This is a genomic window from Lentzea sp. NBC_00516, from assembly GCF_036346835.1.
In the GTDB taxonomy this organism is placed as follows: Bacteria; Actinomycetota; Actinomycetes; order Mycobacteriales; family Pseudonocardiaceae; genus Lentzea; species Lentzea sokolovensis.
This window is the reverse complement of the sequence record NZ_CP107840.1, coordinates 8,302,546-8,317,253: the sequence shown is the minus strand read 5'-3', so window position 1 is coordinate 8,317,253 and position 14,708 is coordinate 8,302,546. Positions and strand designations below refer to the sequence as shown.

13 protein-coding genes are annotated in these 14,708 nt (G+C 66.6%); 5 read left to right on the top strand and 8 right to left on the bottom strand.

Annotated elements, in window-relative coordinates; all coding sequences use genetic code 11:
* Positions 1-39: 39 nt before the first annotated feature.
* Positions 40-219 (bottom strand): DUF397 domain-containing protein, encoded by a 180-nt coding sequence (locus OG205_RS38460; protein ID WP_330272728.1) that lies wholly within the window; start codon positions 217-219, stop codon positions 40-42.
* Between the two features lie 13 nt (positions 220-232).
* Positions 233-1,063, bottom strand: a complete 831-nt coding sequence (locus tag OG205_RS38455; protein WP_330272727.1) for a helix-turn-helix domain-containing protein — start codon at positions 1,061-1,063, stop codon at positions 233-235.
* A gap of 235 nt (positions 1,064-1,298) precedes the next feature.
* Here OG205_RS38455 and OG205_RS38450 point away from each other — a divergent pair, with 235 nt between their 5' ends.
* On the top strand, positions 1,299-2,924 hold the full coding sequence (locus OG205_RS38450) for a glycosyl hydrolase family 18 protein (protein WP_330272726.1): 1,626 nt from the start codon (positions 1,299-1,301) through the stop codon (positions 2,922-2,924).
* A 62-nt stretch (positions 2,925-2,986) separates the two neighbouring features.
* Here the strand turns inward: OG205_RS38450 and OG205_RS38445 are convergent, their stop codons facing one another.
* From OG205_RS38445 to OG205_RS38425, 5 genes are all read right to left on the bottom strand, one after another.
* Positions 2,987-4,051, bottom strand: coding sequence for a serine hydrolase domain-containing protein (locus OG205_RS38445; protein WP_330272725.1), 1,065 nt, complete (start codon positions 4,049-4,051; stop codon positions 2,987-2,989).
* A gap of 2 nt (positions 4,052-4,053) precedes the next feature.
* Positions 4,054-5,145: a serine hydrolase domain-containing protein gene (locus OG205_RS38440; RefSeq protein ID WP_330272724.1), complete on the bottom strand. Its 1,092-nt coding sequence runs from the start codon at positions 5,143-5,145 to the stop codon at positions 4,054-4,056.
* Positions 5,146-5,226: 81 nt separating this feature from the next.
* Positions 5,227-5,865, bottom strand: coding sequence for a serine hydrolase domain-containing protein (locus OG205_RS38435; protein WP_330272723.1), 639 nt, complete (start codon positions 5,863-5,865; stop codon positions 5,227-5,229).
* 274 nt (positions 5,866-6,139) lie between these two features.
* Entirely contained in the window at positions 6,140-6,295 is a 156-nt protein-coding gene (locus tag OG205_RS38430; protein WP_330272722.1) for a hypothetical protein, read from the bottom strand.
* Positions 6,296-6,309: 14 nt separating this feature from the next.
* Positions 6,310-7,590, bottom strand: a complete 1,281-nt coding sequence (locus OG205_RS38425) for a M14 family zinc carboxypeptidase (protein WP_330272721.1) — start codon at positions 7,588-7,590, stop codon at positions 6,310-6,312.
* 370 nt (positions 7,591-7,960) lie between these two features.
* Here OG205_RS38425 and OG205_RS38420 point away from each other — a divergent pair, with 370 nt between their 5' ends.
* Positions 7,961-8,725: an alpha/beta fold hydrolase gene (locus OG205_RS38420; protein WP_330272720.1), complete on the top strand. Its 765-nt coding sequence runs from the start codon at positions 7,961-7,963 to the stop codon at positions 8,723-8,725.
* Here the strand turns inward: OG205_RS38420 and recD2 are convergent.
* Complete coding sequence (gene recD2, locus OG205_RS38415) at positions 8,707-10,890, bottom strand: SF1B family DNA helicase RecD2 (RefSeq protein ID WP_330272719.1); 2,184 nt, start codon at positions 10,888-10,890, stop codon at positions 8,707-8,709. The two genes, OG205_RS38420 and recD2, sit on opposite strands and share 19 nt — an antisense overlap.
* An 84-nt stretch (positions 10,891-10,974) precedes the next feature.
* On the opposite strand from recD2, the gene OG205_RS38410 reads away from it, so the two are divergent.
* The 3 genes from OG205_RS38410 (at position 10,975) to OG205_RS38400 (ending at position 14,694) form a co-directional block, all read left to right on the top strand.
* Positions 10,975-11,664 (top strand): response regulator transcription factor, encoded by a 690-nt coding sequence (locus tag OG205_RS38410; RefSeq protein ID WP_330272718.1) that lies wholly within the window; start codon positions 10,975-10,977, stop codon positions 11,662-11,664.
* A 23-nt stretch (positions 11,665-11,687) separates the two neighbouring features.
* Positions 11,688-12,659, top strand: coding sequence for a HAMP domain-containing sensor histidine kinase (locus tag OG205_RS38405; RefSeq protein WP_330278320.1), 972 nt, complete (start codon positions 11,688-11,690; stop codon positions 12,657-12,659).
* Positions 12,660-12,747: 88 nt separating this feature from the next.
* Positions 12,748-14,694, top strand: a complete 1,947-nt coding sequence (locus OG205_RS38400; protein WP_330272717.1) for a DUF4153 domain-containing protein — start codon at positions 12,748-12,750, stop codon at positions 14,692-14,694.
* Positions 14,695-14,708 lie beyond the last annotated feature (14 nt).

Genomic DNA, 14,708 nt, shown 5'->3' with positions numbered 1-14,708 from the left:
CCTCATCGTTGGGAACGGGCGGGGGTGACGCTCGGCGGACTAGTCGGTTTGACCCGAAGGTGCGAACTTGCCGAGCTTCACGGAGAGCAGGAACGCGGACCACGAGCCGGGCTCGACGGCGAGGTGGGTGGCGGGAGCCTTGGTATCACGGATGCCGACGCCACGACCGATCTCAACGCAGTTCTGGGCGTTCGCGCTGTAGCTGCTCTTGCGCCACATGACGGGCGCCTCCTCAGGTCGCTAGCTCGGTGATCTTCTCCCTCGATTGTTCCGCATCCAACGCAATCGCTGCGAGTGATGTCAGCACCTCGCTATGCGCCTTGACAGCACCCGCGCTCTCGACGATGAGAGTCGAGTTCTCGGTGTCGAGGAAGACAGTGGGTTCATACCTGTCGAACGTCATGAGATCGAATGCACCGCCAAGTCCCGCGTGCGCACCGGTGTCCGTTGGAACGATCCGAACGTCGATGTACGGCCGCACCAACATCCTCAGCAGGTGGTGCAACTGGTCTCGAAGCACGTCTCGGCCACCAACGGGGAGAACGAGCACTTGCTCGTGAATGTAGAACGTGGACCTGAGCCGCTGCCGGAAGATCTCCTGCATCGCTTGGCGAGCGGCCACACGCTGTTCCAGCTCGTCATGGGGCGCGTTCGGGTTCGCGAGGATGACGGCACGCGTGTAATCCGGCACCTGGAGCAGACCGGGAACGACAAGCGGGCACCAACTGGTGAAGACCTTGGCCTTCTGCAGGTGTTCGAACCACGTGCGCGGCAGGATCGGCTGGTGGTCGCCGTGCTTCTGCCACCAGTCCTTCATGTCGGTCTCGCGGAGGAGTCGCAGCAGGTGGTCACGTTCCTCTGGAACGATTCGGCAGAAGCTGAGCAGGATCGCGACGTCCACCTCTGAGCAGCCACCCTTGCCGTTCATGAGGTCCGAGAGCTTGCCGGGGTCCCAGTCGATCTTTTCGCAGATCTCGCGCGCGGTCATGCCCGTGGCGGACAAGGCAGCTCGTACCGCGTCGCCGAACTCCCGCCCACGCGCAGTGGAGAAACGCTTTGGCATGGAACGAAGTTAGGGCCGACCGTCCTCTTTGTGCAGTCGCTCAGGCGAAACTCGACCCGAAGGGCTGTCGTCTCGGAACCCCTCCAATAGTTAACCAACTAGACAGAGACAGGACAACCAGGGCACCTAAACCGTTTTCGGACTGCTCCATTCGAGTGACGGCAGAGGTCTAGACCTTGACCTTCGAGTGGTCTAAACCACATCGTTCCGGTACCCCCTGCGACTGAGGAGACCGATGTCCAAGTTCCGATGGCATCTAGCTGCTCTCTTCGCGGCCCTCGCCGCGATGGTCCTCGGAATCGTCGTCGTGCCCGCTGCTAGCGGCGCCGGTGGCGTTTCCGCCACGTTCTCCAAGGGTTCTGACTGGGGAACTGGCTTCGAGGGCAAGTACACGATCAAGAACAACAGCGCGGCGGCCCTGACGTCGTGGACCGTCGAGTTCACGCTCCCCGCCAACCACAAGGTCACCTCGCTGTGGGACGGCTCGTACACGACGAGCGGCCAGACCGTCACGGTCAAGAACACCTGGAACGGCAGCATCGGTGTCGGCGGGTCGGCGAGCTTCGGCTTCAACGGCTCCTACACCGGCGCGTTCGGTGCTCCGGCCAACTGCAAGCTCAACGGTGGTTCGTGTGAGGCCGGCGGGACCAACCCGACGACCACCACCACGACGTCGACCACGACGACTACCACCACCACGACCACTACGACGACCACGACCGGTGGTCCGCAGCCCGGTGGCAAGGTCAACCTCGGCTACTTCACCGAGTGGGGCACGTACCCCGCGCGGAACTACCTGCCGAAGAACATCGACACCTCCGGCACGGCCGCCAACATCACGCACATCAACTACTCGTTCGGCAACGTGGTTGGTGGCAAGTGTGTGATCGGTGAGTCGTTCCCGGCGATCGAGAAGTCCTACACGGCGGCCGAGTCGGTCGACGGTGTGGCGGACGTCTGGGACGCACCGGTTCGCGGTGCCTTCAACCAGCTGATCAAGCTGAAGAAGAAGTACCCGCACATCAAGGTGCTGTACTCCTTCGGTGGCTGGACCTGGTCCGGTGGCTTCGGTGCGGCCGCTGCCGACGAAGCGTCGCGCAAGAACTTCGCGGACTCCTGCTACAGCCTGCTGGAGGACCCGCGCTGGGCGAGCCTGTTCGACGGCATCGACATCGACTGGGAGTACCCGAACGCCTGTGGCCTGAGCTGCGACACGAGCGGTTTCGACCGCTACCGGCTGCTGATGCAGGAGCTGCGCAAGCGCTTCGGTCAGGACTACCTGGTCACCTCGGCGATCACGGCTGACGGCACCGCCGGCGGCAAGATCGACGCCGCCGACTACGCCGGTGCCGCGCAGTTCCAGAACTGGTACAACGTCATGACCTACGACTACTTCGGTTCGTGGGCGGCGCAGGGCCCCACGGCTCCGCACTCCCCGCTGACGTCCTACAACGGCATCCCGACGCCGGGCTTCTACTCCGACGCGGCGATCCAGAAGCTCAAGGGCAAGGGCGTTCCGTCCAACAAGCTCCTGCTCGGCATCGGCTTCTACGGCCGCGGCTGGTCCGGCGTGACGCAGGACGCCCCTGGTGGCACGGCGACCGGCCCCGCGCCGGGCATCGAGCCTGGCAACCAGAACTACAACGTGCTCAAGACGCAGTGCCCCGCAACGGGCACGGTCGCGGGTACGGCCTACGCCAAGTGTGGTGACCAGTGGTGGAGCTACGACACCCCGTCCACCATCACCGGCAAGATGGGTTACGCGAAGACCCAGGGTCTCGGTGGCGCCTTCTTCTGGGAGATGTCCGGAGACACCTCGAACGGTGAGCTCGTCAAAGCGATGAAGAGCGGTCTCAACTAGTTCTTCTAAACGCCGGGAGGGGAGCTGGGTCAACCCAGCTCCCCTTTTGTTTTGTCCGAAAATCAGCAGAACACGTGGTTCAGCAAACGGGAGTAACCGTCACCAGGGCTCGCGCCGTCGGCCGCCTCGGTGAGCGACAGTTCGAGGCGCTTGCCGTTCGGCGTGCCGACCATCATCGTCCCGAAGCCGTGGATCTGGCCGTCGTGGCCGTAGACCGTCGTGCCGCAGGGCAACGACGCGACCGCGAGGCCCAGACCGTAGTCGGGGCTCACCGCCGACGTCTTCGTCAGTTCCTTCTGCTGCACGGGTTTGAGCAGCTTTCCGGCCAGCAGGGCCGTCAGGAACGTGTCCAGGTCACGGGTCGTCGAGATCATCTCCCCCGCCGCCCAGCCCCACGACGGGTTGAGCCGCGTGACGTCCACGGGCTTGCCCGACGCGTCGGGGTAGTAGCCGTGCGCGTGCGGGCCGGGCACCTCCACCGAGTTCCTTGGCAGCACGGTGTCCTTGAGCCGCAACGGCTTCAGGATCCGCTGCTCGACCGCCTGCTGGAACGGCCTGCCGGTGACCTTCTCGACGAGCAGGCCCGCCACGACGTAGTTCGTGTTGGAGTAGTTCCACTGCGTGCCAGGCTCGAAGTCGAGCGGCTTCGACCTCGAGAACGCGAGAAGCTCCTGCGGACTCCAGGTCCTGAAGCGGACCGACGGGAAGCCTGCGGGATCGAGTGGCAACGCGTCCGTGTAGTTGTAGAGGCCGCTGGTGTGCTGCAACAACTGCCGGACGGTGATGCGGTCGTCGACCAGGCCGGGCAGATGGCGCGACACCGGCGCGTCCAGTTCGACCTTCCCTTCGCCCACGAGCTGCAGCACCACGGTCGACACGAACGGCTTGGTGACACTGCCGACGCGGAAGGTTCCGTTGTGCGGCACGGGTTTGCGAGAGCCCAGCTCGGCGACGCCGGAACGGACGGTGTCGCGTCCGTTGATGCGCGCCTGGATGCCCAGTGCGCCACCGGACGTCGTGAGCTGGTCGATGATCTCCTGCACGGCCCCCTGCCGAGCCGGTGCCGCGGAGGCGACACCGGCCGTGGCGAGCAGGGTGGCCGCGGTGAGTGCGGCTACCAGTCTCATGATCAGCAGAAGACCTCGGTGAGGAGCTTGTTGAAGGCTTCACCGGGATCGCTCTCGGTGGGTCCGCTGGTGGCGTTGAGCTCGAAGCGCTTCTTGCTGTCCGGCGTCGTCAGCAGCTGCGACGAGTAGCCGGGGATGCCGCCGCCGTGGCCCCACACCTTGGTGCCGCACGGCAGGGTCTCCACCTGCAGGCCGAGGCCGTAGCCGGGGCTCACGGCCGTGGTCTTGCTGATCTCCTGCTGCTGCGCGGACTTGAGCAGCTTGCCGCTCGACAACGCCGTGACGAACGTGTCCAGGTCACGGGTCGTGGAGATCATCTCACCGGCAGCCCAGGCGATCGACGGGTTCATGCGGGTGATCTCGGTCGTCTTGCCTTTGACGGTGTAGTAGGCGCGCGAGTGCGGGCCGCTGATGCCGACCTTGTCGCCGGGCAGCTCGGTGTCGTTGAGGTGCAACGGCTTCAGGATGCGCTGCTCGACGGCCTTCTCGTACGGCTTGCCGGTGATCTTCTCGACCAGCAGGCCGGCGACGACGTAGTTGGTGTTGGAGTAGTTCCACTGCGTGCCGGGCTCGAAGTCGAGCGGCTTGGACGTCGAGAGCGCGAGCAGCTCCTGCGGCGACCAGTGCTTGTAGCGGATCTGCTCGAACTCGTCCGGGTTGAGCGGCAACGCGTTGGTGTAGTTGAAGAGCCCGCTGGTGTGCTGCAGGACCTGGCGGACGGTGATGCGGCCGTCGATCAGGCCGGGCAGGTAGCGGACGACCGGGGCGTCCAGGTCGACCTTCCCCTCACCGGCGAGTTGCAGCGTCACGGTCGACACGAACGTCTTGGTGATGCTGCCGACGCGGAACCTGCCGTTCTCCGGCACCGGTTTGGTGGTGTTCAGCTCGGCCGTGCCGGAACTGGCGGTGAAGCGCTGCCGCCCGTCCGTGACCCTGGCCTGCACGCCCAGAGCCGCCCCACTCTGCGTGATCTGGTCCAAGGCCTGCTGGACGACCTTGCGGTCCACGCTCGACGTGTCCGCCGACGCGATGCCCGCGGTGGTCAGAGCCAGCAGGCTCGTCGCGGTGACTGTGGCTACCAATCGAATCCCCATGCTCACACCATGTCGAGGTATGGCGTCAGCCCGCATCCACCTTCAGTCGTACGCGTGCCCTAGGGGTGTCCCCTGCTCCGTTCAGCAGAAGATCTCGTTGATCAGCTTGTTGTAGGCGTTCGTGGGGTCGCCCGTGCCGACACCGGTGGAGATGGAGAACTCCGCGCGACGCTTCAGGTCCGGGGTCGAGTAGGCATAGCTCGCGAAGCCCGGCACGCCGCCGGGGTGGCCGATGATCGTGGTGCCGCACGGGGCCTTCTCCACGAAGACGCCGAGTCCGTAGTCGGTGCTGACCGGGGTGGTCCTGGTCAGTTCGGTCTGCTGGGCCGGTTCGAGGAGCTTGCCGGTGAGCAGGGCGGCGTAGAAGGTGTCGAGGTCCTTGGTGGTCGTGATGACGTCACCGGCCGCCCAGAACACGGACGGGTTCCAGCGCGTGGTGTCGACCGGCTGCCCGTTCACGATCCCGTACGAGTGGGCGTGCGGGCCGCGGATCTCCGTGTCGTTGCCGGGGAACGTGGTCTCGTCGAGGTGCAACGGCCTCAGGACGCGTTGCGCGACGACCTGTTCGTACTTCCCGCCGGTCACCTTCTCGATCAGCAGGCCGAGGACGACGTAGTTGGTGTTGGAGTAGTTCCACGTCGTGCAGGGCTGCGGCTTGACGGCGTGTCGGCACGAAATCGCGCGGAGGGCGGGCCCCGCCCTCCCAAGGGGGCTGACCACCAGGCCTCTTCAGGCTATTCGCGAAATCGGTCTGTCAAGGGGCCGCTCGCCGATCTGTGGACAACTTCGCGGGCGCCATCGCGTTGTCCACAGATCGCCGAGCGGGGGCTTGACAGCGCGTTCCCGCAGGTAAATTCAGGTGTCTGCCGCCTTGGTGGTCAGCCCCCGGGAGGGTGGGGCCCTGCCCGCCGAAACCGACCGTTGTACGGCACGAGGCGCGGGTTGTTCATCTCCACATTGCCGGACCGCGCGGTGAAGCGGGTCCGACCATCCGTCATGCGGACTGAGCGCCCTGGACCGTCCCGGTGGGGATCATGCCGCCCAGCCCCTCCTGGACGATCCTGCGGTCGTCCTGGGTGTCGTCGGCGACCGCGGTACCGGTGAAGAGCAGGCTGAACGCGGTGAAGGTGGCAAGTAGGCGTGTCCCCATGCCTCCACAATGCGTCAGTAAGGACGTTTTGCTGCGTTCATGGCCGAAACGAGCATGGGACGCACTTTCGGCCAATGCGCGTCCTTCTGGCACGAGAACGGCGGCAGGAAGCCACCGCACTTGCCAGAGCCCGCGCCGATCTCCCAGACGAAACTCGGCACGCCCAGGTCGTCGTACACCCAGTCGTCGGTGGCGCCGGACGCGTTGTAGAGCACCTCGCCGGGCTGTCCGGCGGTGAATCCGGACAGCGCGGCCATGTCGTTCGCGATCTTGCGCAGGGCCGCGTCGTTGCCGGTCTTCTGCGTGCTCCAGCCCCACGGGAAGAGCACGTAGTTGCCGTAGCTGTGCATGGAGATCACGGCGCCGGTCGTGTCGGCGGAGGCCGCCGCGGTGTCGCCGGGTGCGCGCGTGTCGCGGTAGAGCTTGCGCCACAACGACTCCAGCGCCTGGACCTCGACCTCGGAGTCGGCGCGCGTGCCGCGGTAGGTCTCGCTGCACTTGTTCGTGGACGAGCCGACCTCGCCCCAGTGCGAGCCGGCGTTGCGGTTGAGGTCGACGCCGCGCGAGCCCGAGGTGCAGGTGCCGTTGGCGTTCTTGCGCTGCAGGACGGGCGAGTCGCCGCCGAACTCGACGATCTCGACGCCGTCCGGGTTGGCGATCGGGACTACCCAGACCTCCAGGTCGGCGAGCATCGCGGTCAGATCCGAGGAGCCGACCAGGTCGTCGATGAACCGCCACGCCATGTCGCCGGTGGTGATTTCACGTGCGTGAAGCTGGCCCATCACGAACAGGCGCGGCTTTGGCGCGGTGGGCGACAATGCGCAGTCACCTGGGCTTTTCCGCGTTATGCAAATGGCCTTCAGGTCGTATCCGCCGCTGCCCTGGGTCTTGCGCCAGGAGTCGCCGTAGTCGACGACCGTGGCGAGATCGGGGTGAGCCTGGGCGACTTCGTTCAGGTGAGCGAACTGCGCGGTGATGGTGCGATAACCGCCGTAATAAGTCGCGTCCGCGAGTGAGCGCGGCGCCCGTTGAGACGGGGGCATCGCCGTCTCGACAGTGGACGGGAAACCGTCCGCGCGGAGCTTCTGCGAGGTCCGCGGGTCGCCGACGACGAACAGGTCGTCGCCGTCACGCTGTTCCAACACGTCGTAACCGAGGCGCAACAACCGTTGGGCAGAATCACCCTTGGGCGCCGGCACACGCAGCACGTATGTCGCTTGTGGACCTTCTGCGGGCGCCGGTGCGGGACTCAGCAGCAGGGCCAGGCAGGCGAACAGGGCGACGGCGGTCCTCATGATCAACGATGATCGACCGTTCCGCTGATCACCGCCACTCCGTTCGACCGACCGGATGATTACCGTCCGGTTCTTGAGACGGAGAAAGCGGTCACTTGGCGACTTGTGACGAAAATCAATAGGATTTCACCCAGCACCGCAGCGGCTATTGTGCTGACAAGGCCGAAACCGACTCGACGGACAGCGAGGTTCGCAGACAACCGACCACCGGAAGAAACGGGAGTTCAAGCCATGGATCATCTGTACAACGACGGTGTCGCTGAGATCTCCCTGCACGACTTCCCCTGGCGCGGTTGCCTGACGGACGACGACGAGGGGCTCGAGCCGACCATCGTCCGCAGCATGGACTGACAAAACTCGGGGGTCCCGCATGACCGGCCTGTCCACCGTCGTCAAGGGCACCGGCCCGGCTCTCCTGCTCGTGCACGGCGCGGGCGGCAGCATCCAGGCCAACTACGGACCGATCCTCGGAACCCTGACCCAGTACTTCACCGTCATCGCGCCGGACCTGCCCGGCTCGGGCGGCTCACCGAAGGCCTCGGGGGCTCTCGACCTGGAGAAGCTCGCCGACGACCTGGTGGAAGTGGCGGTCAAGGCCGGGCACGAGTCGTTCTTCGTGTCCGGCTACTCGATGGGCTGCGCGGTCGCCGCCACCGCGGCCGTCCGGCATCCGGAGCGGGTGCGCGGGCTGGTCCTGAGCGCGCCGTTCACGAAGATCGACGACGCGACCAAGGCGAAGATCGACGAGTGGAAGTCGCTGCTCGACGGGTCCCGCTCGGTGCTGTCGAGGTTCATCCTTTCGGTGATGTGCAGCAGGGAGTACCTGGCCCGGCTCACGCCCGCGCAGGCTGAGGGCTTCGCCGAACTGATCGGCGCGAGCGTGCCGACGGGCTCCCCCGCGCACGTCGACCTGATCCTGAAGATCGACCTGACCGACCTGTTGCCGCGGATCACGCAGCCGACGCTGGTGATCGGCGCGTCCGGTGACCAGTTGCTGTCGCGTGAGCTGGGCAAGGAGGTCTCGGACCTCATCCCCGGTTCGAAGTACTCCGACATCGCCTGCGGGCACGCGATCGCGCTGGAGTCCGCGATGCCGTGGTCGCGGCTGATCACCGACTACCTGACGTCGGTGTAGTTCTGGCTCGTCCGGAGGCGGTGGGCCAATGCCGTGTGGCGGCGGCCCGCCCCGACCGTGCGCACGGCCTGGCCGATGGCTCGTTTGCTGCCCACGAGCACCACGAGCTTCTTCGCGCGCGTGACGGCGGTGTAGAGCAGGTTGCGTTGCAGCATCATCCACGCGCTGGTCGTGACCGGGATGACCACGCACGGGTACTCGCTGCCCTGTGAGCGGTGGATGGTCATGGCGTAGGCGTGACTGAGCTCGTCCAGCTCGGAGAACTCGTAGTCGACTTCCTCGTCCTCGTCGGTGCGGATGGTCAGCTTCTGCTCGACCGGGTCCAGCGCGATGACGACGCCGAGGGTTCCGTTGAAGACGCCGTTCTTGCCCTTGTCGTAGTTGTTGCGGATCTGGGTGACCTTGTCGCCGAGCTTGAACACCCTGCCGCCGAAGCGTTTCTCGGGCAGGCCGTCCTTCGACGGCGTCAGGGCTTCCTGGAGCACGGTGTTGAGCGCGCCGGCGCCGGCCGGGCCGCGGTGCATCGGGGCGAGGACCTGGATGTCCCTGCGCGGGTCGAGGCGGAACTTGCGCGGGATGCGGTTCGCGACGACGTCGACCGTCAGCGTGGCCGCTTCCTCGGCCTCGTCGGTGCTGAACAGGAAGAAGTCCGGCATTCCCTGGACGATCGGGTAGTCGCCGCTGTTGATGCGGTGGGCGTTCGTGACGACGCCGGACTCCTGGGCCTGGCGGAAGATGTGCGTCAGCCGGACGTTCGGGATCGGGCTGCCCTGCGCCAGCACGTCTCTGAGCACCTCCCCCGCGCCGACGGACGGCAGCTGGTCGACGTCGCCGACGAGCAGCAGGTGCGCGCCTGGTGCGACGGCCTTCACGAGTTTGTTGGCCAGCAACAGGTCCAGCATCGAGGCCTCGTCCACGACCACGAGGTCGGCGTCGAGCGGACGGTCGCGGTCGAACGCCGCGTCGCCGCCGGGCTTGAGTTCGAGCAGGCGGTGGACGGTGCGGGCCTCGTGGCCGGTCAGTTCGGTGAGGCGCTTCGCGGCACGTCCGGTCGGGGCGGCCAGGACGATCTTGGCCCCCTTCGCCTTGGCCAGCCGGACGATCGAGCGGACCGTGAAGCTCTTGCCGCAACCGGGGCCGCCGGTCAGCACCGCGACCTTCTCGGTGAGCGCGAGTTTCACCGCCGCCGACTGGTGTTCTTCGAGATCGGTGCCCAGCCAGGCGAGGGCCTTGTCCCAGTTCACGGTGGCGAAGCTCGGCATGCGGTCGTTGTCCGCGTGCAGCAGGCGTTTGAGCTGCGCGGCCATCGAGATCTCGGCGCGGTGGAACGGGATCAGGTAGACGGCGACCTCGTCGTCCGGCAGTTCCTCGCGGACGACGCCTTCTTCCTCGACCAGTTCGGCGAGGCAGTCGATGACCAGGCCGGTGTCGACCTGGAGGATCTTGATGGCCTCCGCGATGAGGGCCTGTTCCGGCAGGTAGCAGTTGCCGTTCGTGGTGGCCTCGGAGAGCGTGAACTGCAGGCCGGCCTTGACGCGCTGCGGGCTGTCGTGCGGGATGCCGACGGCCTTCGCGATCACGTCGGCGGTCTTGAAGCCGATCCCCCACACGTCACTGGCCAGGCGATACGGCTCGTTCTTGACGACGTCGATGGCCTTGTCCGCGTACTGCTTGTAGACGCGGACGGCGAGGCTCGTGGAGACGCCGACGCCCTGCAGGAAGACCATGACCTCCTTGATGGCCTTCTGCTCCTCCCAGGCGTCCGCGATGAGCTTGGTGCGCTTCGGGCCGAGCTTCGGGACCTCGATCAGGCGTTCCGGGGAGTTCTCGATGACGTCCAGCGCGTCGACGCCGAAGTGGGTGACGATCTTGTCCGCCAGTACCGGGCCGATGCCCTTGATCAGGCCGGAGCCGAGGTAGCGGCGGATGCCCTGGATCGTCGCGGGCAGGATCGTCGTGTAGTCGTCGACGAGGAACTGCTTGCCGTACTGCGGGTGCGAGCCCCAGGTGCCGCGCATGCGGATCGACTCGCCGGGCTGCGCGCCGAGCAGCGCGCCGACGACCGTGACCAGGTCACCTCGGCCGGTGTCGACCTTGGCGACGGTGTAGCCGTTGTCCTCGTTGGCGTACGTGATCCTCTCCAGGACCGCTTCGAGGACGTTCATGGTGCGAACCTACAGCGCGGGTCTGCACACGATCTTCACAACTTGTCCCGGCGTCCTCCACGACATACCCATAAAGTCGCCGCCATGACAGGTCAGCGCAGGGTGCTCGTCGTGGAGGACGACATCACGATCGCCGAGTCCGTGGCCGTGCGGCTGCGTGCGGAGGGCTTCGTGGTGGCGGTGGCTCATGACGGGCCTTCCGGGGTGGCGCTCGCCGCGTCCTTCGTGCCTGACCTGGTGGTTCTGGACGTGATGCTGCCGGGGTTCGACGGGCTCGAGGTGTGCCGGCGGATCCAGGCGTCGCGTTCGGTGCCGGTGCTGATGCTGACCGCGCGGGGGGACGAGACCGATCTGCTGGTCGGGCTCGCCGTGGGGGCGGACGACTACCTGACGAAGCCGTTCTCGATGCGCGAACTGGCGGCACGGGTGCACGTGCTGCTCAGGCGCGTGTCCCGGGCGGTGTCGTCGCACTCGCTGGAGCTCGGGGATCTGCTGATCGACCTGTCCTCGCGGCGGGTGTCGCGTTCCGGGGCCGAGGCTCATCTGACGCCCACCGAGTACGACCTGCTGGTGTTCCTGGCTGAGCGGCCTTCCGCCGTGCAGGCCCGGGAGCGGTTGCTGGCGGAGGCTTGCGGGTGGCACGAGGGGGCTTCGTCGCGGACGGTCGACTCGCACGTGAAGGCGTTGCGGCGCAAGCTCGGCGCCGACCTGATCCGGACCGTGCACGGGGTGGGGTACGCGCTGGAGGTGCCTAGCCGGCGGGTGTCTTCGTGAAGCGGTTGCTGGATCTGCTGGACATGCTGCCGCGTCCGTTGGACTCGGTGCGGTCGATCAAGCTCAAGCTCGGGATCGTGATCGTGGTGTCCGGCTGTGTGTCGTTCGCCTACTTCCGTTACGTGACCGGGTGGTTGCCGCCCCGGACCACTTTGATCGCTCTGGTGCTGGGGCTGCTGACCTCGCAGTTGCTCGCGCACGGCATGACTTCGCCGTTGCGGGAGATGACGTCCGCTGCCCGGTCGATGGCTTCCGGGGACTACTCGCGGTCGGTCCGTGCCACGTCTTCCGACGAGGTCGGGCAGCTGGCGGAGGCGTTCACGGTGATGGCGGCCGATCTCGCCGCGGCTGATCAGCAGCGGCGGGAGTTGATCGCGAACGTGTCGCACGAGCTGCGCACACCGATCTCCGCCTTGCAGGCCGTGCTGGAGAACGTGGTCGACGGGGTGGCGTCTGCTGACGCTCAGACCATGCGGACGGCGTTGGCCCAGACCGAACGGTTGGGGCGGCTGGTCACCGAGCTGCTGGACCTGTCGAAGATCGATGCCGGGGTGCTGTCGCTGAAGCGGGAGACGTTGTCGGTGTCGTCTCTGGTGGCTGATGTCGTGGCGGAGGCCGCGGTGGCGGCTCCCGCTGCCTCGTTCTCGATCGACGTCGCCGGGGATCTGACTGTTTTCGCTGATGGGGAGCGGTTGCACCAGGTGTTGGTGAACCTGGTGGACAACGCTGCCCGGCACGGACCCACCGGGGGGTTGGTGTCCGTGTCCGGGCATGCGTCCGCTTCGTCCGTGGTGCTGGAGGTTCGGGACGAAGGGCCGGGAATCGCGCCGGCCGAACGGTCGCGGATCTTCGAGAGGTTCACCCGAGGGGAGAGGGCGGGCGGTGGCGGGACCGGGCTCGGGCTCGCCATCGCCCGGTGGGTGGTGGACCTGCACGGCGGGACGATCGCCGTGGTGGACCCCGGGTCGTGCATCCGGGTGACTTTGCCTCGCTGAACTTGGCTTTTGCCTGACTGACCTCGTCCGCACCCGCTTTGCTGGTGTGGCGGTGAAGCACGCCCGTTTCCGGGCTTGGGAGAGAGACATGACTGACTCTGACTCGACGCCGTCGGCCGACTCGTCCGAGACGCCCGCGGAGAAGGCCGCCGCACGGCGGAAGTACCGACACTTCCGGAAGGTCGGGTATCGGCCCGTTTCCGGGGAGCCGGCGGGTGCTGGGGGCTCGCCGGAGCCCGAGGAAGAGGTGGGACAGAGCACCGAGGAGAAGCCCGAAAAGGAGGCCGAGGAGAAGGCTGAGAAGAAGGCTGGGGCAGGCTCGCGCAGGGGTACCCCCGAATCGGGAACCCCTACAACTCAACCTACTCAGGAGGTCCGACAAGATCAGCCGGCGAGCGAGAGCCCTGCCGAGGCAGCGCAGCCGGTGGGCGAGAGTGCCGGCAAGGCGCCGCGGCCGGTGAGCGAGAAGCCCGCTGAGGCTGCCCAGCCCACGCCGCCTGTCCAGCCCGCGCAGGTCGCCACCGCCACCCTGCCCCCGCCCAGCCCGTGGCAGGGCCCGCCCCGCTATCCCGCCGCAGCCGTGGCCATGCAGTCGCCGGGCCTCCCGTTCATGCCCTGGTGGCGTCCACCCACGACCGGCGCGCCCAGCAAAGCCCTGGTCGCGGGCCTGATCGCGGGCCTGGCCGGAGCGTTCCTCGCCGTGCCGAACAACGGCATCGGCTGGTTCCTCGCAGGGCTGGCAGGCATCGGCGGGGTCCTGTTCTACGCGGGCAAGCCGACCGTCGAGCGTGCGCTCTGGCTGGCGGGTGCGCTGGCCTTCCTCGCGATGGGCTTCTTGAGGGCCGCGGAGTGGGTGTTCCCGCTGAGCCTGATGGCGTCGATGCTGTGCGGGTCGATCGCGATGGCCGGGGGCAAGACGGTCAAGGGCCTCGTGTTCGGCGCCTTGGGCGTGGGGCTGGGCGGACTGCGGTCCATTCCGTGGGTTGCCAAGGGGGTCCGCAGGCGGGGGCCGGTCGGGATTCGGCCGTTCGTCTCCGTTGGTGTGGCGTTGGTGTTGTTGCTGGTCTTCGGGTCGTTGCTGGCCGGGGCGGACAAGGGGTTCAGCGACTTCCTCGAAGGCCTGGTGCCGGATCTCGAAGTCGGCATCTACGTGCAGAAGACGTTCTACGGAGTCGTTGCGGCGTTTGGTGCTCTGGGTGCTTGCTACCTCGTGGCGGCGCCTCCGCAGATGAACGAGGACGTGGAGAGCAAGCCTGGTACGTTGCGGCTCAAGGACTACGGGCTGCCGGTCGGCGTGCTCGTGTTGCTGTTCACCGGGTTCGTGGGGACGCAGCTCGCGGTTCTGTTCGGTGGCGAGGCCTACGTGATGAAGACGGCGGGCGTGACGTTCGCCGAGTACGCGCGGACCGGTTTCTGGCAGCTGCTGTGGGTCACCATTCTCACGCTCGGCGTAATCGCCGGCGTCGCGCGGTTCGCCGTGAAGAAGACGAAGCAGGAACAGTTGTGGCTGCGGGTGTTGCTCGGTTCACTGACTGTTCTGACGCTGGTCATCGTGGCGAGTGCCTTGAGCCGCATGTGGTTCTACCAGCAGGCGTATGGCTGGACGGTGTTGCGGCTGCTCGTCATTTCGTGCGAGGTGTGGCTGGCGGTGGTGTACCTGATGGTGATCGCGAGCGGGATCTCGTTGCGCGCCAACTGGTTGCCGAAGGCGATCGTCGCCACCGGTGCGGCCTTCTTCCTCGCTGTGGTCGCGATGAACCCCGAACGGGTGGTCGCCGACTACAACGTGTCGCGGTTCGAGGCGACGCAGAAGATCGACACCTACTACCTGTCGCAGCTGTCCGAGGACGCGGTGCCGGCGTTGGTCCGGTTGCCCGCGTATGAACGCTCGTGTGCCTTGCGGTGGATGAAGAATCGCACCGTCGAGCAGGACTGGCGGGAGTGGAACCTGGCGCGCCACAACGCAAGGAAGTCACTCGAAAGTGTTGCGGTGACTGAGGTCACCTGTGAAGGTGCATACTCCGGAGAGAGGTAGTCCGTTACCTGGCT